General features: G+C 75.4%; 17 protein-coding genes and 1 riboswitch. Of the genes, 8 read left to right on the plus strand and 9 right to left on the minus strand.

Features of this window, described 5'->3' with window-relative positions; genetic code table 11:
• Nucleotides 1-388: 388 nt before the first annotated feature.
• The gene (locus ACQRUO_RS27275) at nt 389-1,033 is read right to left on the minus strand and encodes an NAD(P)-dependent oxidoreductase (RefSeq protein WP_428318729.1); all 645 of its coding nucleotides are present in this window, start codon (nt 1,031-1,033) and stop codon (nt 389-391) included.
• Nucleotides 1,024-1,959, minus strand: a complete 936-nt coding sequence (locus ACQRUO_RS27280; protein WP_428318730.1) for an EamA family transporter — start codon at nt 1,957-1,959, stop codon at nt 1,024-1,026. Before ACQRUO_RS27280 ends, ACQRUO_RS27275 begins: the two co-directional genes overlap by 10 nt.
• 46 nt (nt 1,960-2,005) lie before the next feature.
• On the opposite strand from ACQRUO_RS27280, the gene ACQRUO_RS27285 reads away from it, so the two are divergent.
• The gene (locus ACQRUO_RS27285) at nt 2,006-2,560 is read left to right on the plus strand and encodes a MarR family winged helix-turn-helix transcriptional regulator (protein WP_428318731.1); all 555 of its coding nucleotides are present in this window, start codon (nt 2,006-2,008) and stop codon (nt 2,558-2,560) included.
• Between the two features lie 108 nt (nt 2,561-2,668).
• On the opposite strand, the gene ACQRUO_RS27290 is transcribed toward ACQRUO_RS27285, so the two are convergent.
• Complete coding sequence (locus ACQRUO_RS27290; RefSeq protein ID WP_428318732.1) at nt 2,669-2,947, minus strand: hypothetical protein; 279 nt, start codon at nt 2,945-2,947, stop codon at nt 2,669-2,671.
• Between the two features lies 1 nt (nt 2,948).
• Here ACQRUO_RS27290 and ACQRUO_RS27295 point away from each other — a divergent pair, with 1 nt between their 5' ends.
• From ACQRUO_RS27295 to ACQRUO_RS27305, 3 genes are read left to right on the plus strand one after another with little or no spacing between them, the layout of a single operon-like run.
• Nucleotides 2,949-3,368, plus strand: a complete 420-nt coding sequence (locus ACQRUO_RS27295) for a hypothetical protein (RefSeq protein WP_428318733.1) — start codon at nt 2,949-2,951, stop codon at nt 3,366-3,368.
• Between the two features lie 39 nt (nt 3,369-3,407).
• Nucleotides 3,408-3,962, plus strand: a complete 555-nt coding sequence (locus ACQRUO_RS27300) for a sigma-70 family RNA polymerase sigma factor (protein WP_428318734.1) — start codon at nt 3,408-3,410, stop codon at nt 3,960-3,962.
• Complete coding sequence (locus tag ACQRUO_RS27305) at nt 3,959-4,828, plus strand: zf-HC2 domain-containing protein (protein ID WP_428318735.1); 870 nt, start codon at nt 3,959-3,961, stop codon at nt 4,826-4,828. The genes ACQRUO_RS27300 and ACQRUO_RS27305 overlap by 4 nt, the downstream gene beginning before the upstream one ends.
• A 7-nt stretch (nt 4,829-4,835) precedes the next feature.
• On the opposite strand, the gene cobN is transcribed toward ACQRUO_RS27305, so the two are convergent.
• The 4 genes from cobN to ACQRUO_RS27325 all read right to left on the minus strand — a co-directional run bounded on the left by cobN (nt 4,836) and on the right by ACQRUO_RS27325 (nt 10,826).
• Nucleotides 4,836-8,480 carry a cobaltochelatase subunit CobN gene (gene cobN / locus ACQRUO_RS27310; RefSeq protein WP_428318736.1) on the minus strand — a complete coding sequence of 1,215 codons (3,645 nt, stop codon included), beginning with the start codon at nt 8,478-8,480 and terminating at the stop codon, nt 4,836-4,838.
• A 52-nt stretch (nt 8,481-8,532) separates the two neighbouring features.
• A riboswitch (cobalamin riboswitch) is annotated at nt 8,533-8,624 on the minus strand.
• Nucleotides 8,625-8,910: 286 nt separating this feature from the next.
• The gene (locus tag ACQRUO_RS27315; RefSeq protein ID WP_428318737.1) at nt 8,911-9,642 is read right to left on the minus strand and encodes a hypothetical protein; all 732 of its coding nucleotides are present in this window, start codon (nt 9,640-9,642) and stop codon (nt 8,911-8,913) included.
• Between the two features lie 272 nt (nt 9,643-9,914).
• Nucleotides 9,915-10,346: a VOC family protein gene (locus tag ACQRUO_RS27320; protein ID WP_428318738.1), complete on the minus strand. Its 432-nt coding sequence runs from the start codon at nt 10,344-10,346 to the stop codon at nt 9,915-9,917.
• Between the two features lie 39 nt (nt 10,347-10,385).
• Complete coding sequence (locus ACQRUO_RS27325) at nt 10,386-10,826, minus strand: helix-turn-helix domain-containing protein (RefSeq protein WP_428318739.1); 441 nt, start codon at nt 10,824-10,826, stop codon at nt 10,386-10,388.
• A 113-nt stretch (nt 10,827-10,939) separates the two neighbouring features.
• On the opposite strand from ACQRUO_RS27325, the gene ACQRUO_RS27330 reads away from it, so the two are divergent.
• From ACQRUO_RS27330 to ACQRUO_RS27340, 3 genes are all read left to right on the plus strand, one after another.
• Complete coding sequence (locus ACQRUO_RS27330) at nt 10,940-12,226, plus strand: hypothetical protein (RefSeq protein ID WP_428318740.1); 1,287 nt, start codon at nt 10,940-10,942, stop codon at nt 12,224-12,226.
• On the plus strand, nt 12,223-12,849 hold the full coding sequence (locus tag ACQRUO_RS27335) for a precorrin-8X methylmutase (protein WP_428318741.1): 627 nt from the start codon (nt 12,223-12,225) through the stop codon (nt 12,847-12,849). Before ACQRUO_RS27330 ends, ACQRUO_RS27335 begins: the two co-directional genes overlap by 4 nt.
• Before the next feature lie 77 nt (nt 12,850-12,926).
• Nucleotides 12,927-14,477, plus strand: coding sequence for a precorrin-2 C(20)-methyltransferase (locus ACQRUO_RS27340; RefSeq protein WP_428318754.1), 1,551 nt, complete (start codon nt 12,927-12,929; stop codon nt 14,475-14,477).
• 112 nt (nt 14,478-14,589) lie between these two features.
• On the opposite strand, the gene ACQRUO_RS27345 is transcribed toward ACQRUO_RS27340, so the two are convergent.
• Nucleotides 14,590-15,492: a LysR family transcriptional regulator gene (locus ACQRUO_RS27345; protein ID WP_428318742.1), complete on the minus strand. Its 903-nt coding sequence runs from the start codon at nt 15,490-15,492 to the stop codon at nt 14,590-14,592.
• Nucleotides 15,493-15,621: 129 nt separating this feature from the next.
• On the opposite strand from ACQRUO_RS27345, the gene ACQRUO_RS27350 reads away from it, so the two are divergent.
• Nucleotides 15,622-16,023 carry a carboxymuconolactone decarboxylase family protein gene (locus tag ACQRUO_RS27350; protein ID WP_428318743.1) on the plus strand — a complete coding sequence of 134 codons (402 nt, stop codon included), beginning with the start codon at nt 15,622-15,624 and terminating at the stop codon, nt 16,021-16,023.
• 96 nt (nt 16,024-16,119) lie between these two features.
• Here the strand turns inward: ACQRUO_RS27350 and ACQRUO_RS27355 are convergent, their stop codons facing one another.
• Nucleotides 16,120-17,055: an SDR family oxidoreductase gene (locus ACQRUO_RS27355; protein WP_428318744.1), complete on the minus strand. Its 936-nt coding sequence runs from the start codon at nt 17,053-17,055 to the stop codon at nt 16,120-16,122.
• Between the last annotated feature and the right edge of the window lie 24 nt (nt 17,056-17,079).

Below are 17,079 nucleotides of genomic sequence, written 5' to 3' on the forward strand. Positions count from 1 at the left end.
CCCCCCCCCCCCCCTCCCCCCCCCCCCCCCCCCCCCCCCCTCCTTCCCCCCCTCCCCCCCAGGGCTGGGCAGAGGGGCGGCGCGCGCTGGTGGGGGTAGCCGGCCTCCTGGAGTGCTCGCCCATGTGGCCCGGTCCGTTGGCCCGGTCTGGCCCTGCTGGGCCTGGCCGGACCTCCCGTAGGCCTGACCGCCGGCCCGACCACATTGAGCGTGGCGTTGCCCATCCCTTTCCCTCGCGGCTCACCCCCACCTCGCCCCCGCGACCCGGCGCGAAGCGCTCGGGTTCGTGGGGTGGGTGGTTCGTGGGGTGGGTGGTTCGTGGGGTGGGTGGTTCGTGGGGTGGGTGGTTCGCGGGGTGCGGAGGGGCAGAGCTCCGACCCGGCGGTGGTCAGTAGGCGACGGTGAAGCGGGTGCGCGGGTGGCGGGGGTGTTCGGCCTCGTCGAGGAGGGCTGTGGCGAGGTCTTCCATCGAGATGGTGGAGCTGCCGTCCGGGGCGGTCAGCAGGGCGTCGGTGCCCAGGCGGTAGCGGCCGGTGCGGGGGCCGGGTTCGAGGAGGGAGGGTGGGCTGAGGTAGGTCCAGTCGGCGGTCGGGTCCGCCTGGCAGAGGGCGAGTTGGTCGGCGCAGGCGCGGGCGATGGGGAGCAGGTCGGCGGGGAAGCCGGGAGCGTCGAGCACCAGGGTGCCGTCGGGGTGGGCCAGCGTGGCGGCGCCGCCGACCAGCAGCAGGCGGACGCCGCTGCGGGTGGTGCCGGTCAGCAGGGAGCGGGTGGCGGTGACGAGTTCGGGTTCCCGGCCGGGGGCGGGGCGGGTGGCGGTGATGGCCAGGTCGGTGCCGGCGGTCAGTTCGGCGACCCGGTCGGGGTCGGTCGCGTCGCCGGTGCGGAGGGTCGTGAGGGTCGTGGTGCCCGGCGGCAGTTGCCCGGGCCGGTTCGGGTCGCGCAGCACGGCGGTGACCTGGTGGCCGCGGGTCAGTGCCTCGGCGACCACGCGGGAGCCGACTGCGCCGCCGGCGCCGAAAACGGTTATGCGCATGGGATGGTGGTCTCTTCCTGGGTCGATGTCGATGGTGAGTGCTTCGGTGGACGGGAGGGTGGGCCGGCCGGACGGCCGCGCTGGGCGATCAGGATCGAGGTCAGGACCACCGCCGCGCCGAGGAGTTGGAGCGGCGTCAAGGACTGTCCCAGCGCCAGCCAGCCGACCGTCGTGGCGACCAGTGGCGAGAGCAGCGTGAGGAAGGCGACCCGGGTGGGCGTCAGCGCACGCAGGCCGCGGAACCAGAGGGCGTAGGCGACGGCCGCGCCGAGCAGGGTCAGGTAGCCGTAACCGAGCAGGTTGCGTCCGGTGAGGTGGGCCGGTGGTGGGCCCTCGACGAGCAGCGAGAGCGGGAGCAGCAGCAGGCCGCCGGTCACCAGTTGCCAGCCGGTGGTGGCCAGCAGCGGTGCGGGGGAGGGCCAGCGCTTGGCGAGCACCACGCCGGTGGCCATCACCGTGGCGTTGCCCAGCGCGGCGAGCACGCCGAGCCAGTCCAGCCGGGCTCCGGGGCGCAGCACCAGCAGGCTGACCCCGACCATGCCGGCCAGGCCCGCGAGCAGGGTGCGCCGGGTCAGGCGTTCGCCGAGCAGGCCGGTCGACAGGGCGGCGACCAGCAGTGGCTGCACGGCGCCGACGGTGGCGGCCACCCCGCCGGGCAGCCGGTAGGCGGCGACGAAGAGCAGCGGGAAGCAGGCGCCCATGTTGAGCGCGCCCAGCACGGCCGCCCGCCACCACCAACTGCCGCGCGGCAACTGTCGGGTGAGCGCGGTGAGCAGCAGTCCGGCGGGCAGGGCGCGGGCGGTGGCCGCGAGCAGCGGACGGTCGGGCGGCAGGTACTGGGTGGTGACGTAGTAGGTGGTGCCCCACACGGCGGGGGCGGCGGCCGTCGATAAGAGCAGGCGCGGGTCGGCCCGATTTCTTAGCACTAAGAGAAAGTATCTCAGTGCTAAGAGATTGGCTAGCCTGATTCCCATGACCGCAGCCGCACAGCCAGAACCCGACCCCGCACAGTCAGAACCCGACCCCGCACAGGCCGACCACGTGGACTTCGTCCTCGCCCAGTGGGCCCGGCAACGCCCCGACCTGGACACCTCGCCGATGGCCGTGCTCGGCCGGATCAAGCGGCTGTCCCGGGTGGTCGAGGCCGCGCAGCGCCGGACCTTCGCACTCCACGGTCTGGACCTGGCCGGCTTCGACGTGCTCGCCACCCTGCGGCGCAGCGATCCGCCGCACCGGCTCACCCCGGCGGAGCTGATGCGTTCCGCGATGATCACCTCGGGGGCGGTCAGCCAGCGCCTGGAGAAGCTGGAGGAGCGCGGACTGGTCACCCGGGCGCCCAGCGCCACCGACGGCCGGGTGGTGCACGTGGCGCTGACCGAGGCGGGCCGGGAGCTGATCGACCGGGCGCTGCCCGACCACCTGGCCACCGAGCAACGGCTGCTCGCCGCCCTCGACGGCACCGAGCGGGCCGGACTCGCGGCCGCGCTGCGCGCCCTGCTGCTGGACCTGGAGGAGCAGCCGGACTGAGGCCCACTCGCCCGGAGCTCCACCAGGCCGGAGGCCCGCCCGGCCGGAAGCGTCGGCCGGCGGCGTTGAACGGTCCGCCCGGATGCTGCGTACCTCCGGGTGCGGTGGTCAGCCGGTCGCCGTGTCGGTCTTCTCCTGGCAGGGGAGCGCCATGATCTCGAAACACCGTCGCCGCGCCGCGACCGTGGCCGCCGCGGGCGCCGCCGTCCTCGCCCTCGCCACCGCCTGCGGGTCGAGCGGCTCCTCGCACAGCGGTGCGGCGAGCAGTCCGCCTGCGAGCAGCAGCCCGTCCGCGCCGGCCATGCCGTCGGTGCCGGCCATGCCGTCCGCGCCGTCCACGGTGCCCGCCACCCCGCCGCCGAGCAGTTCGGCGACGCCGGCGCTCAAGGTGGTCGACGACCCCAAGCTCGGCCAGATCGTCACCGACAGCAACGGCTTCACCCTCTACCGCTTCGACCACGACAGCGCCAACCCGCCGAAGGCCACCTGCACGGACTCCTCCTGCGCCGCGCTGTGGCCGGCCGCGGTGGCGCCGAGCCAACCCACCGGTAACGGGGTCAGCTCCTCGCTGATCGGCACGGTCACCCGGGCCGACGGGACCAAGCAGCTGACCCTGAACGGGTGGCCGCTCTACCGGTACGTGCCGGACAGCAAGCCGGGCCAGACCAAGGGTGAGGGCGTCATGGGCATCTGGTGGGCGGTGACCCCGAGCGGCGGCAAGGCGATGCCGAGCTCGTCGAGCGCCCCGAACGCCCCCAGTGCCCCGATGAGCCCCTCCACCGGTGGGAACTACGGCAACGGCTACTGACCGGAAGCGGGTTGAGCACCGTTCGACCGGGAGGCACGGGTGCGACAGGATGGCCTTGTGACCGATGATCCCCGCCGTCACGCCGACGCCGGGCGGGACGAGGAGCTGATCCGGGCCCTCTACCGGGAGCACGCGGGCCCGCTCTTCGGCTTCGTGCTGCACCTGGTGGGCGGCGACCGGCAGCGTGCCGAGGACGTGGTCCAGGAGACCCTGGTGCGGGCCTGGCGGCACGCCGACCAGTTGGACGCGGCGGGTCCGCTGCGGCCGTGGCTGGTCACGGTGGCCCGACGGATCGTGATCGACGACCACCGGCGGGCCGCGGCCCGGCCGCCGGAGACCGACCCGGCCCCGCTGGAGCTGCTCCCGGCGGCGGACGAGCTGGACCGGGCGCTGCGGATGATGGCGATCACGGATGCGCTGGGTGCGGTCACCGAGGCGCACCGCGAGGTGATCGTGGAGACGTACCTCAAGGGGCGCACGGTCGCCGAGGCGGCGGCCGTGTTGGGCATCCCCGAGGGTACGGTGAAGTCGCGGGTCTTCTACGCGCTGCGCTCGTTGAAGATCGCGCTGGAGGAACGAGGAGTGACGTCGTGACAGCGCCACGGGGTCCCTGGGACCCGACGGGCGGGCCGGGCGGCCCCGGCGGCCCGGACCTGCCGCGCGGCCCGGGCGGCCCCTACGGCCCGGACGGCCCGGACGGAGCGGACCGGCACCTGGATGCCGGCGCCTACGTCCTCGGCCTGCTCGGGGCGGCGGACCGGGCGCGGTTCGAGGAGCACCTGGCCGGCTGCCCGCGCTGCCTGGACGAGGTCGCCGAGCTCGGCGGGCTGGAGCCGCTGCTGGCCGAGTTCCGGGCCGACGCGGTGACCGGGAGCGGCGCCGCGGCGGGGACCGGCCCGGCAGCGGGCACCGACCCGGCGGCCGGAACCGCCGTGCTCGAGGACGCCCTGGCCGGCCCCGGCCCGCGGGTGCTGGACGGGCTGCTCGCCACGGTCGCCGACACCCGTCGGCGGACCCGGGTGCGGCGGCGCTGGCTGGTCGCGGTGGCGGCGGTGCTGGTGTTCGGCGGGCCGGCGGTGACCGCGGCGGTGATCGAGGCCGCCCCGGCCGCCACCACCGCCACCGCCACGGCGGCGATCACCCGCAGTGCGGGCTCGCCGACCGGGGTGCACGCCACCGTCGGGGTCACCCCCGAGGGCTGGGGCAGCGCAGTGACCCTGCGGCTGGCCGGGGTGACCGGGCCGCGGACCTGTGACCTGGTGGCCGTCTCGACGCAGGGCGAGCGCCAGACGGTCGCCAGTTGGACCATCCCCGCCGACGGCTACGGCGCCGAGCCGGCACCGCAGTTGAACACCTCCGGCAGCACCGGCTTCCAGCCGGGCCAGCTCGACCACTTCGAGGTCCGCGACCTGGGGGACGGCCAGCTGCTGCTGACCGTCCCGATGGCCCACCAGGGCTGACGATCCGTCAGCTCTCCCCGTCGTCCTCCAGGTCGCCCTCCGACTCCAGGAAGGCGGCCTGCAGTTCGGCCAGCAGTGCCGGGTCCGGCTCGGCCCACATCCCGCGCTCCACCGCCTCCAGCAGCCGTTCGCTGATCCCGCGCAGCGCCCAGGGGTTGGCGCCGGTGAGGAACTCCCGGTTGACCGGGTCGAGCACGTACTCCTGGGTCAGCCGCTCGTACATCCAGTCCGCGACCACGCCGGTGGTGGCGTCGTAGCCGAACAGGTAGTCCACGGTGGCGGCCATCTCGAAGGCGCCCTTGTAGCCGTGCCGGCGCATCGCCTCCAGCCAGCGCGGGTTGACCACCCGGGCGCGGAAGACCCGGGCCGCCTCCTCGGTCAGGGTGCGGGTGCGCACCGTCTCCGGGCGGGTGGAGTCGCCGATGTAGGCGGCGGGTGCGGTGCCGGTCAGCGCCCGCACGGTGGCCACCATGCCGCCGTGGTACTGGAAGTAGTCGTCCGAGTCGGCGATGTCGTGCTCGCGGGTGTCGGTGTTCTTGGCCGCCACCGTGATCCGCCGGTAGGCGGTCTCCATCTCCTCGCGCGCCGGGCGGCCGTCCAGCCCGCGGCCGTAGGCGTAGCCGCCCCAGACCGTGTAGACCTCGGCCAGGTCGGCGTCGGTGCGCCAGTCCCGGCTGTCGATCAGCTGCAGCAGGCCGGCCCCGTAGGTGCCCGGGCGGGAGCCGAACACCCGGACGGTGGCGCGGCGTTCGTCGCCGTGCTCGGCCAGGTCGGCCTGCACGTGGGCGCGCACGAAGTTCTCCTCGTCGGGCTCCTGCTGGGCGGCGGCCAGCCGGACCGCGTCGTCCAGCAGCGCCACCACGTGCGGGAAGGCGTCCCGGAAGAAGCCGGAGATGCGCAGCGTGACGTCGACCCGGGGACGGCCGAGTTCGGCCGGCGGGATCGGCTCCAGGCCGGTGACCCGGCGGGAGGCCTCGTCCCAGACCGGGCGGATGCCGAGCAGCGCGAAGGCCTCGGCGATGTCGTCGCCGGCGGTGCGCATCGCGCTGGTGCCCCAGAGCGACAGGCCGACCGAGCTCGGGTAGGCGCCGTCGTTGTCGGCCTGGTAGCGCTCGACCAGCGAGGCGGCCAGCGCCTGGCCGGTCTCCCAGGCCAGCTTGCTGGGGATCGCCTTGGGGTCCACCGAGTAGAAGTTGCGCCCGGTGGGCAGCACGTTGACCAGCCCGCGCAGCGGCGAGCCGGACGGCCCGGCCGGGACGAAGCCGCCGGTCAGCGCGTGCAGCACGGCGTCCAGCTCGTCGGTGGTGGCGGCCAGGCGGGGGACCACCTGGCGGGCGGCGAAGTCCAGCACCTCGGCGACCGCCGCCGACCGGCCCTCGGCCACCTTCGCGACCGCCTCCGGCGCCCAGTCGGCCGCCTCCATCGCCTCGACCAGCTCGCGCGCCTGCGCCTCGACCGCGTCCGTGGCGCCCAGGGTGAGCGCCGCCTCGTCCAGCCCGAGTGCCTCGCGCAGGCCGGGCAGCGCGCTGACCCCGCCCCACACCTGGCGGGCGCGCAGGATGGCGAGCACCAGGTTGACCCGGTCGGCGCCGGCCGGCGCCTGGCCCAGCACGTGCAGGCCGTCGCGGATCTGCGCGTCCTTGACCTCGCAGAGCCAGCCGTCGACGTGCAGCAGGAAGTCGTCGAAGCCGTCGTCTTCCGGGCGCTCGTCCAGCCCGAGGTCGTGGTCGAGCCGGGCGGCCTGGATCAGGGTCCAGATCTGGGCGCGGATCGCGGGCAGCTTGGCCGGGTCCATCGCGGCGATGGTGGAGTGCTCGTCCAGCAGCTGCTCCAGCCGGGCGATGTCGCCGTAGGAGTCGGCGCGGGCCATCGGCGGCACCAGGTGGTCGACCAGGGTGGCGTGCGCCCGGCGCTTGGCCTGGGTGCCCTCGCCCGGGTCGTTGACCAGGAAGGGGTAGACCAGCGGCAGGTCGCCGAGCGCCGCGTCCGGGCCGCACTCGGCGGAGAGCGCGGCCGTCTTGCCGGGCAGCCACTCCAGGTTGCCGTGCTTGCCCAGGTGGACCAGCGCGTCCGCGCCGAAGCCGCCGTCGGCCTGCTCGGCGGCGATCCACCGGTAGGCGGCCAGGTAGTGGTGGCTGGGCGGCAGGTCGGGGTCGTGGTAGATGGCCACCGGGTTGGCGCCGAAGCCGCGCGGCGGCTGGACCAGCACCAGCACGTTGCCGGCCCGCAGGGCGGCCAGCACGATGTCGCCGTCCGGGTTGTGGGTGCGGTCCACGTAGAGCTCGCCCGGGGCCGGGCCCCAGTGCTCCTCGACCTGCTCGCGCAGCGCCTGCGGCAGCGTGGCGTACCAGCGGCGGTAGTCGGCGGCCGGGATCCGCACCGGGTTGCGGGCCAGCTGGTCCTCGGTGAGCCAGTCCTGGTCGTAGCCGCCGGCGTCGATCAGCGCCTTGATCAGCGCGTCGCCCTCGTGCTCGCCCTCGGCCCAGGCCTCGCCGTCGGCGGGGTCCATCCCGGGCAGGCCCTCGCCCAGGTCCCAGCCCGCCTCGCGCAGCCGGCGCAGCAGCCGGGCGGCGCTGGCCGGGGTGTCCAGGCCGACCGCGTTGCCGACCCGGGCGTGCTTGGTCGGGTACGCCGAGAGCACCAGCGCCAGGCGCCGCTCGGCCGGCGCCAGGTGCCGCAGCCGGGCGTGCCGGACCGCGATCCCGGCGACCCGGGCGGCCCGCTCGGGGTCGGCCACGTAGACGGTCAGGCCGTCCTCGTCCAACTCCTTGAAGGAGAACGGCACGGTGATCAGCCGGCCGTCGAACTCCGGCACCGCGACCTGGGTGGCGGTGTCCAGCGGGGAGAGGCCGTCGTCGCTGCCCTCCCACTGGGCGCGCGACCAGGTCAGGCAGAGCGCCTGCAGGATCGGGCGGTCCAGCGCGGCCAGCGCCCCGGCGTCCCAGGCCTCCTCGTCGCCGCCGGCCTGCGCGTCGGCCGGGCGGGTGCCGCCGGCGGCGAGCACGGTGGTGACGATCGCGTCGGCCTGCCCGAGCTCGGCCAGCAGCTCCGCGGGCGCGCCGCGCAGCGAGGAGCAGAAGTACGGCCGGGCCTGCCCGCCGGCCGCCTCGATCGCGCCGCAGAGCGCCTCGACGAAGGCGGTGTTCCCGCTCATGTGGTGGGCGCGGTAGTAGAGCACGGCCACCGTCGGGCCCGCAGCGGGGCTTTGGGGGCGCTGCGCGGTGCGCTCCAGCGGGCCCCAGTCGGGGGCGGAGGCGGGCGGCGCGAAGCCGTGGCCGGTGAGCAGCACGGTGTCGGAGAGGAAGGCGCCCAGCTCGGCCAGGTTGGCCGCGCCGCCGTGCGCGAGGTAGGCGTGCGCCTCGGCGGCCAGGCCGGCCGGGACGGTGGAGAGCTCCATCAGCTGGGCGTCCGGGGCCTGCTCACCGCTGAGCACCACCACCGGGCGGGGGCCGGCCAGCAGCGCGTCCAGGCCCTCCTGCCAGGCGCGGCGGCCGCCGAGCAGCCGGACCACCACCAGGTCGGTGCCGTCCAGCAGCTCCGGCAGGTCCTCGGGACGCAGCCGGGCCGGGTTGCCCAGGCGGTAGCGGACCGGGCCGGTGCTGGCCCGGGCCGAGAGCAGGTCGGTGTCGGAGGTGGAGAGCAGCAGGATCACGCGGCTGGCCTTCCTCGGGGTCCGCGCCCCGGGCGGTGACGGGAGACGGCGGGAGTTCCTGGCTCCCACGGGCTGAGCCGTGGTCACAGTGGCGGGACCGCACCGGCGTCGCACCGGTTTCCTCCCCTGACGCCGTCTCGGCGTAAGCGGGCCAGGCGGCCCGCCCGGCGGACATCCTAACGACCCCGCGCAAGGGCCCCGGGCCACCCGTCGGGTGGGAGGGCGGGGGCGGTCGGAGCGGGACGCGGCCGGGCCGCGGCGGGCGGGCGAGCGGGAAGGCGAACGGGAACGCGAGCGGGGCCGGGATCGTGGTGCGATCCCGGCCCCGGAGCGGGCTCGGTGCCGGTCAGGGCCGGCGCGGGCCCGGTGTCACGTCCGGACCGCCAGGTCGGATCCGGATCGGGAGGTCACCCGTCGGACCCGTCCCGGGTCACTTCCAGACCAGGCCCTGGTTGTCCAGCAGCGAGAACGGGTCGTCCCAGTACTTGGCGCCGGTGACCTTGGTGCTGGCGGAGGGCGCCAGCTCCAGGGAGCAGGCCGTCTTGGTCTTGCCGTTGGTGAAGCCGCTCGGCAGGGTGGCGTCCGGGCACTTGTCGAACGGGCTGATCAGGTACACGTCCTGAGCCTGGGTGCCGTCCGGCAGCAGACCGGTCATGTGGTCCACCGTGGTGAACGACAGGTCGGTGTTGCCGATGTTCTTGATCGTGTAGTGGATGTAGTACGGGACCTTGCCCGCGACCTGGTCGCCCAGGTTGAGCGGGGCCAGGTCGGCCGGGTTGCCGGCGTCGATCGAGGTCACCGTCAGGGCGATGGTGCCCTTGGTGGAGCCCGAGGTGAACGGGATGTCGGCGGTCTGGCCGATCTTGATCGTGGTGCCGGGCTTGGCGTTGACGCCCGCGCCGCCGGTGTCGCCGCCGGTGGTGTCGGCGGGGGCGGAGCTGCTGTCGCTGGGAGCGGCCGACATGCCGCCGCCACCGGCGGTGGGCCGGTCGCTGGGCTTGCTGGGGGCGCTCGGCGCGCTGGCGACCGCGGAGGGCTTGGCCGGGCTGTTGGCGGTGGTGGTCGTGGTGGTGGTGTCGTCCGGTCCGCAGCCGGTGACCGCGAAGACGCCAACGACGGCCAGACCGATCATCCCCCGAGCGGCCAGGGTGGTGGTACGCATGAAGTTGTTCATCCCCGTTGGTAGTGGGTCGTCAGATACGACCTCGCAGGAGACGTTGATAGCGCACCAGGGGCGTCCGACTCCAGTTGGCTTATCGTTTCATGACACTCGAGGATCGATTCGTAACAGTGATCGCAGTTCTCTCACAGGTCTCCTGCGCAACGAGCACGAGCGGCCGGCCCCGGGGCGGGGCCGGCCGATGCGTCGGTTCGACTGCTCGGTTGTCGACTGCTCGGTGGCCGGGGACGGCGGTCACTTGCCCGGGACGGCGGTCACTTGCCCGGGAAGTCCGGGCGCAGCTGGGTGAGCCTGATGTTGTTGCCGGACGGGTCGCGGAAGCCGCAGTCCCGGCCGTAGAGCTGGTCGGTCGGCTTCTCGTTGAACTCCACGCCGCGGGCCGACATCTCCTCGTAGGCGGCGTCGACGTCGTCGGTGGTCAGGAAGACCGTGCCGGCGGCGCCCTTGGCGGTCAGCTCGCGGACCTGACGCTCGGTCTCCTCGTCGAAGACCGGCGCGCCGGGCACGGCCATCAGCACGATCGAGACCTCGGGCTGACCGACCGGGCTGACCGTGAGCCAGCGGAAGTTCCCCAGCTCCGGCACGGTGACGTCGATCTGCACCGCCATGCCGACCTTCTTGGTGTAGAACTCCAGGGCCTCCTCCTGGTCGTGCACCCAGAGCTGCGCGTTGGCGATCCTGATCATAGTGTTTCCTCCCGGTACATGTGCTTTGCGGCGATAACGTCACGCTATGCCGGGCTCCGCGGGGCCGTCTTCTCGAAACGTGCGGTGTTGCGGACGCCCGTAGGCCCGCTGCACGCAGCCCGGCAGGATCGCGTACGCGGCGGCCGGCGGCGCGGCCGCCCGCCAGGCCGCGGGGGAGCGGCCGTACATCCGGCTGAAGCTGGTGGTGAACGAGCCCAGGCTGCTCAGGCCCACCGCGAAGCAGATCTCGGCGATCGGGCGGTCGGTGTGGCGCAGCAGCCAGGCGGCCCGCTCCAGCCGCCGGGTCAGCAGGTAGACGTGCGGGGGCTCACCGAAGGCGCGGCGGAACTCGCGGCTGAAGTGCGCCTGGGAGAGGCCGGCCGCACGGGCCAGCTCGGCGACCGTGAGCGGCTCGGCGTAGCGGACGTCGACCAGGTCTTTGGCGCGCAGCAGGTGGCGCGCCGGCGGGTGGGCTGGCACGTTCTCCAGCGTAGTGAGGGGCACCGACAAGGGGGCGGCGCACGGGAGCGGAGACGTGGATCACGCCCGGCGCGGGGGATACCAGCGGTCGGATCATCGGTATGCTCGCCGCCATGTCACCCACACCCGACGCCGTCGAGCCTGCCCCCGTTCGGGCTGGTCGCGGGCGGGACGACGCCTGCCCCGGCGCGCTGCGGCTGCACGCCGCCGATGACGGGGCGTTGGCCCGGGTGCGGGTGCCCGGCGGGCTGCTGTCGGTGCCTCAGGCGCTGGCCCTGGCGCAGGCGGCCGAGGAACTCGGCGACGGCGCGCTGGAGGCCACCTCGCGCGGCAACCTCCAACTGCGCGGCCTGCGCCCGGACGCCGGCCTGGAGCTGGCGCGGCGGCTGCGCGCGGTCGCACTGCTGCCCTCGGACAGTCACGAGCGGGTGCGCAACGTCGTCGCCTCCCCGCTGGCCGGCCTGGACGGCGGCGCCGACCTGCGCCCCTGGATCCGCGAGCTGGACGCCCTGCTGCTGGCCAGCGAGCCGGCCCGGGCGCTGTCCGGCCGCTTCCTCTTCGCCCTCGACGACGGCCGCGGCGACGTGGCCGCGCTGGACGCCGACCTCACCCTGATCGCCCGCCCCGACGGCAGCGCGCTGCTGCGGCTCGGCCGGGCCGCCACCGCCGCCCCGGTGACCGCCGGGCCCGCCGCCCTGCTGGCCGCCGCCGAGGCCTTCGTCGCGCTGGACAGCGGGGCCTGGCGGGTGGCCGAGGCGGACCCGGACGGCACCCGGCTCGCCGGTCGGCTCGGGCTGACCCCCGAGCCGCTGCCCGAGCTGCCGGGCCACCGCCCCGCCCTCGGTCCGATCGCCGCCGGTGGCGCGGTCGCGGCTGCCGGTGGGGTGGTCGGGTCGGCCGGTGTGGTGGTCGGGATGCGGTTCGGGCGGGCCACGGCCGCGCAGTGGCGCGCGCTGGCCGGCACCGGCGCGGCCGAGCTGCGGGTCACCCCGTGGCGCGGCGTGGTGCTGCCCGGCGTGGACCCCGCGGTGCTGCCCGCCCTCGCGGCGGCCGGCCTGCGCACCGACCCCGCCTCGCCCTGGACGGGCGCCACCGCCTGCACCGGCTCGCCCGGCTGCGGCAAGTCGCTGGCGGACGTCCGCGGCGCGGCGGCCGCCGCGCTGGACCAGGGAGCCGAACCGGCCTTGGGTGCCGCATCGACCGGCGCGCCGCTGCTCCCGGTGCACTGGTCCGGCTGCGAGCGGCGCTGCGGTCACCCGGCCGGCCCGTACGTCGACGTGCTGGCCACCGGTGCCGGGTACCGGATCACCGGGCCCGGCGGGAGCGGGCCGGGCAGTGCGACGGAAGTGACGAACCAACAGATGGCGGCAGCGGTCGCTGCGGCCCGGAGGACCACGTGATCGAGTACGAGAAGGACGGCGCGGCGATCTACCGCGAGTCCTTTGCCACCATCCGCGCCGAGGCGGACCTGGCGGGCCTGCCGGCCGACGTCGCCCAGGTCGCGGTCCGGATGATCCACGCCTGCGGGATGACCGACCTGGTCGCCGACCTGCTGTGGACCCCGAACGTGGTGGCCGACGCCCGGGCCGCACTGCGGGCCGGCGCGCCGATCCTCTGTGACGTCTCGATGGTGGCCAGCGGCGTCACCCGCATGCGGCTGCCCGCCGACAACGAGGTGGTCTGCACCCTCTCCGACCCGCGGGTCCCGGCCCTGGCGGCCGAGCTCGGCACCACCCGCAGCGCGGCGGCCATGGAGCTGTGGCTGGACAAGCTGGGCGGTTCGGTGGTGGCCGTCGGCAACGCGCCGACCTCGCTCTTCCGACTGCTGGAGATGATCGAGGCCGGCGCCCCGCGCCCGGCCGCGGTGATCGGGGTGCCGGTCGGCTTCGTCGGCGCGGCCGAGTCCAAGCAGGCGCTGGCCGAGCACCCGGCCGGCCTGGAGCACCTGGTGGTGCGCGGGCGGCGCGGCGGCAGCGCGATCGCCGCGGCGGCACTGAACGCGATTGCGAGTGAGGTCGAGTGAGCGGGCAGGAGACGGACGCCGGGCAGGGGACGGACGCCGGGCAGGCGACGGATGCCGGGCAGGCGACGGAGACGCCGGTGACGGGTGCCGGGGACGGGAACGGCGTGGTCGGCAGGCTCTACGGCGTCGGGCTGGGCCCGGGCGACCCGGAGCTGCTGACCGTGAAGGCGGCCCGGCTGATCGGCGAGGCCGACGTGGTGGCCTACCACAGCGCGCGGCACGGCCGGTCGATCGCCCGCGGCATCGCCGCGCCGTACCTGCACGAGGGCCAGGTCGAGGAGAAGCTGGTCTACCCGATCACGGTGGAGACCACCGACCACCCCGGCGGCTACCGGGGCGCCCTGGAGGAGTTCTACGAGGAGGCCGCGGCCCGGCTCGCCGCGCACCTCGACGCCGGGCGCACCGTGGTGGTGCTGGCCGAGGGCGACCCGCTCTTCTACGGCTCCTACCAGCACATGCACAAGCGCCTCGCGCACCGCTACCCGACCGAGGTGGTGCCCGGGGTGACCTCGGTCAGCGCCGCCGCCGCCCGGCTCGGCGAACCGCTGGTGGAGGCCGACGAGGTACTCACGGTGATCCCGGGCACGCTGCCCGAGGAGGAGCTGACCGCCCGCCTGGCCGCCACCGACGCGGCCGTGGTGATGAAGCTCGGCCGCACCTTCCCGACCGTGCGCCGCGCCCTGGAGCGGGCCGGCCGGCTGGCCGAGGCCCGCTACGTCGAGCGGGCCACCATGGCCGGGGAGCGCACCGCGCCGCTGGCCGAGGTCGACCCGGACGAGGTGCCGTACTTCTCGGTCGCCGTGCTGCCCAGCCCGCTCAACCGCCCGGCCCGCCCGGCCGAGCCGAACGCCGAGGCGGAGTCCGAGCCGGGTGAGGTCACCGTGGTCGGCCTCGGCCCGGCCGGCCCGCTCTGGCTCACCCCCGAGGCCCGCGGCGCGCTGGCCGCCGCCGACGACCTGGTCGGCTACACCACCTACCTGGACCGGGTGCCGGTCCGGGCCGGTCAGCGCCGGCACGCTTCGGACAACAAGGTGGAGGCCGAGCGGGCCGAGTTCGCGCTCGACCTGGCCCGCCGCGGGCGCCGGGTCGCGGTGGTCTCCTCCGGCGACCCCGGCGTCTTCGCGATGGCCACCGCGGTCCTGGAGGCCGCCTGCGCCGACCCGTACCGCGAGGTGCCGGTCAGGGTGGTCCCCGGGATGACCGCCGCGCACGCCGCCGCCTCCCGGGCCGGCGCGCCGCTCGGGCACGACTACGCCGTGGTCTCGCTCTCCGACCGCCTCAAGCCGTGGTCCGTGGTGGCCGAGCGGTTGCGCGCCGCGGCCGCCGCCGACCTGGTGCTGGCGCTCTACAACCCCGGTTCGCGCAGCCGCACCACCCAGGTCGGCCTGGCCCGCGACCTGCTGCTGGAGCACCGCGCCGGCGACACCCCGGTGGTGATGGCCCGCGACGTGGGCGGCCCGACCGAGCGGGTCCGCACCGTCCGGCTGGCCGAGCTCGACCCGGCGGAGGTGGACATGCGCACCATCCTGCTGATCGGCTCCTCGCAGACCCAGGCGGTGGAGCGCGGCGACGGCACCGAGGTGGTCTGGACCCCACGGCGCTACCCGGAGCCCGGCAGCGGGAGCTGATCCGGTTCGATCGGGAGGTTGCGGGTGCGCCGGGGGTGGGCGGGCCCGAGGTTCGGTGGGCCGGGCCCGCCACCGGGTGGGCCCGCTGTCCGGCCCGCCCGCCCGTGCGTCGTCACTCCTCGCGCGGCTCCTCGCTCGCGGCGAGGATCGTCCGGAACCGCTCGACCAGCGGGTTGCTCTCCGCCGCCCGCCACACCAGGTGCAGCGTGGTCTCGGTGTCGGCGAGCGGCCGGGCGGCGACCCCGACGCGGCGCAGCACCCGGTGCGAGTCGGCCAGCACGGCGGCGCCGAAGCCGGCCGCGACCAGCGCCAGGAGGGTCTGGATGCTGCGCCCCTCCGCGCCGATCCTGGGTACCACCCCGGCGCGGTGGCAGAGCGCGATGATCTCGTCGTAGGAGCGCGGCGAGGCGGCCCGCGGCCAGAGCACCAGCGGGATCTGCCCGAGCGCGGTGAGCGGCGCCGGCCCCGCCGCGTGCGCGAGCGGGTGGGCGGCCGGCAGGAAGAGGGTCAGCGGCTCGCGCCACCAGGCCGCGGTCGCCAGCCGGGTGTCGCGCGCCGGCAGCCGCTGCACCGCGACGTCGAAGCGTCCCTCGCGCACTCCGTCGGACATCTCCGCGTCGTCGAAGCTCTCCTCCAGGCGCAGGTCGACCCGCGGCAGCTCACGGCGCACCCGGCCGAGCGCGGTGCCCAGCGGCCCGTTGATCCCCGAGCCGGCGAAGGTGACGGTCAGTCGCCCGGTCAGACCCTGCGCGGCGAGCCGCACGTCCGCCAGTGCGGCCTCCGCGCCGGCCAGCACCGTGGCCGCGCGGCGCACCAGCACCCGGCCGACCGCCGTCGGGGTGACGCCGCGGCCCTCGCGGACGAACAGTTCGACGCCCAACCGCTGCTCCAGTTCGCGCAGTTGGCGGGTCAGTGTGGGTTGGGTCAGGTGCAGGCGGCGGGCCGCGCCGCTGACGCTGCCCTCCTCGGCGATCGCCACCACGTAACCGAGCAGCCGTAGGTCCAAACCGTCCATCCATGCTTTCGGGGCATGGAATCGATAGTTGTCCATGCCGTGCGGGCAGTGGCCCCGGTTCCGGGACCAGACTTGGTGTCACACCGAGCGAGCGGAACGGCCCTCGCCGGTTCCCCCCGGGAGGACGACATGACGCGTGCCGAGCGCTACCGCCACGGCCTGCAGGTGCTGGAGCGGATCGACGGCGAGGTCGGCCAGAAGGTGGTCGACTCGCTGGCCGACACCTCGCCCGAGCTGGGCCACCAGATCGTCGCCTGGGCCTTCGGCGACATCTACGACCGTCCCGAACTGCCGCCCCGCGATCGCCAGTTGGTCACCCTCGGGGTGCTCGCGGCGCTCGGCGGCTGCGAGCCCCAGCTGGCCGTGCACATCAACGCGGCGCTCAACGTCGGGCTCGCCCCGGCCGAGATCGCCGAGGCGTTCCTGCACTCGGCGGTCTACTGCGGCATGCCCCGGGCGATCAACGCCACGCTGGTCGCCAAGCAGGTCTTCGCCGAGCGCGGGCTGCTCCCGGTGACCAACGTGTCCTGAGGCCGCTCGGGTGCGGGCCGGTCGGGTGCACGCCGGTCGGGCGTGCGCCGGTCGGGTGCCTGCCGGTCGGGTGCCGGTCGGTCGGGGCCGGGCTGTTCACGAGGGGAAGGCCACTCCCGTCAGATCCTCCGAGGCCCGCCAGAGCCGCACGGCCGCGGCCGGGTCGGTGGCCCGGCGGGGGAGCCGGGCGGTGGTGGGCAGGCCGGTCAGGCCGCCCGGACCGTCGGGGCCGTAGTAGCCGCCGCCGACCGCGGCCGGGCTGGTGGCCGCCACCAGCAGCGGCAGGGCACCGCGCGCCGGCACGTGGGTGATGCCGGGCAGGACCATGGCCAGTGCCATCGGGTTGAGCGCGTCGGGCGTGCGGCCGAGCAGCGGGCCCTTGGTACCGATGGCGGTGCGGCAGGCGCCCGGGTGCGCGGCGACGGCGCGCAGGCCCCAGCCGTGGCGGGCGCTGCGCCGGTGCAGCTCCTGCGCGAAGAGCAGGTTGGCCAGCTTGGAGCGGGCGTAGGCGGTCATCGGCCGGTAGCGGCGCTCGCTGTTCAGGTCCGCCGGGTCGAGCCGGGCAGTCCAGACCGAGACGCTGCCCACGCTGACCACCCGAGGTGCGCCGGCCGCCCGCAGCAGCGGCAGCAGGTGCCCGGTGAGGGCGAAGTGGCCCAGGTGGTTGGTGCCGAACTGGAGCTCGAAGCCGTCCGCGGTGGTGTGCCGGGTGGGCACCGCCATCACCCCCGCGTTGTTCACCAGCAGGTCGAGCGGACGCCCCTGCGCCAGCAGTCGGTCCGCGAAGGCGGCCACCGAGGCCAGGTCGGCCAGGTCCAGCTCGGCCACGGTGCACGCCGAACCGCCGTCCGCCCGGATCCGCTCGGCCGCCCGCGCGCCCCTGCCGGTGTCGCGGACCGCCAGCACCACCTCGGCGCCCGCCAGGGCCAGCCGTCGCGCGGTCTCGAAGCCGAGCCCGCTGTTCGCGCCGGTCACCACGGCCAGCCGCCCGTGCTGTCCGGGTACCGCGATGTCCTTGATCCGACGGGTCATCACCGGCTCCTCTCGCTTTCCTGG

The sequence above is a fragment of the Kitasatospora sp. LaBMicrA B282 genome, from assembly GCF_050325825.1.
GTDB lineage: Bacteria > Actinomycetota > Actinomycetes > Streptomycetales > Streptomycetaceae > Kitasatospora.

Excerpts from the sequence above, each read along its gene's own strand:
- ACQRUO_RS27345 (WP_428318742.1), bottom strand. The coding sequence starts at position 15,492 with ATGGACGGTTTGGACCTACGGCTGCTCGGTTACGTGGTGGCGATCGCC.
- ACQRUO_RS27285 (WP_428318731.1), top strand. The coding sequence starts at position 2,006 with ATGACCGCAGCCGCACAGCCAGAACCCGACCCCGCACAGTCAGAACCC.
- ACQRUO_RS27320 (WP_428318738.1), bottom strand. The coding sequence starts at position 10,346 with ATGATCAGGATCGCCAACGCGCAGCTCTGGGTGCACGACCAGGAGGAG.
- ACQRUO_RS27355 (WP_428318744.1), bottom strand. The coding sequence starts at position 17,055 with ATGACCCGTCGGATCAAGGACATCGCGGTACCCGGACAGCACGGGCGG.
- ACQRUO_RS27315 (WP_428318737.1), bottom strand. The coding sequence starts at position 9,642 with ATGCGTACCACCACCCTGGCCGCTCGGGGGATGATCGGTCTGGCCGTC.
- ACQRUO_RS27275 (WP_428318729.1), bottom strand. The coding sequence starts at position 1,033 with ATGCGCATAACCGTTTTCGGCGCCGGCGGCGCAGTCGGCTCCCGCGTG.
- ACQRUO_RS27350 (WP_428318743.1), top strand. The coding sequence starts at position 15,622 with ATGACGCGTGCCGAGCGCTACCGCCACGGCCTGCAGGTGCTGGAGCGG.
- ACQRUO_RS27330 (WP_428318740.1), top strand. The coding sequence starts at position 10,940 with ATGTCACCCACACCCGACGCCGTCGAGCCTGCCCCCGTTCGGGCTGGT.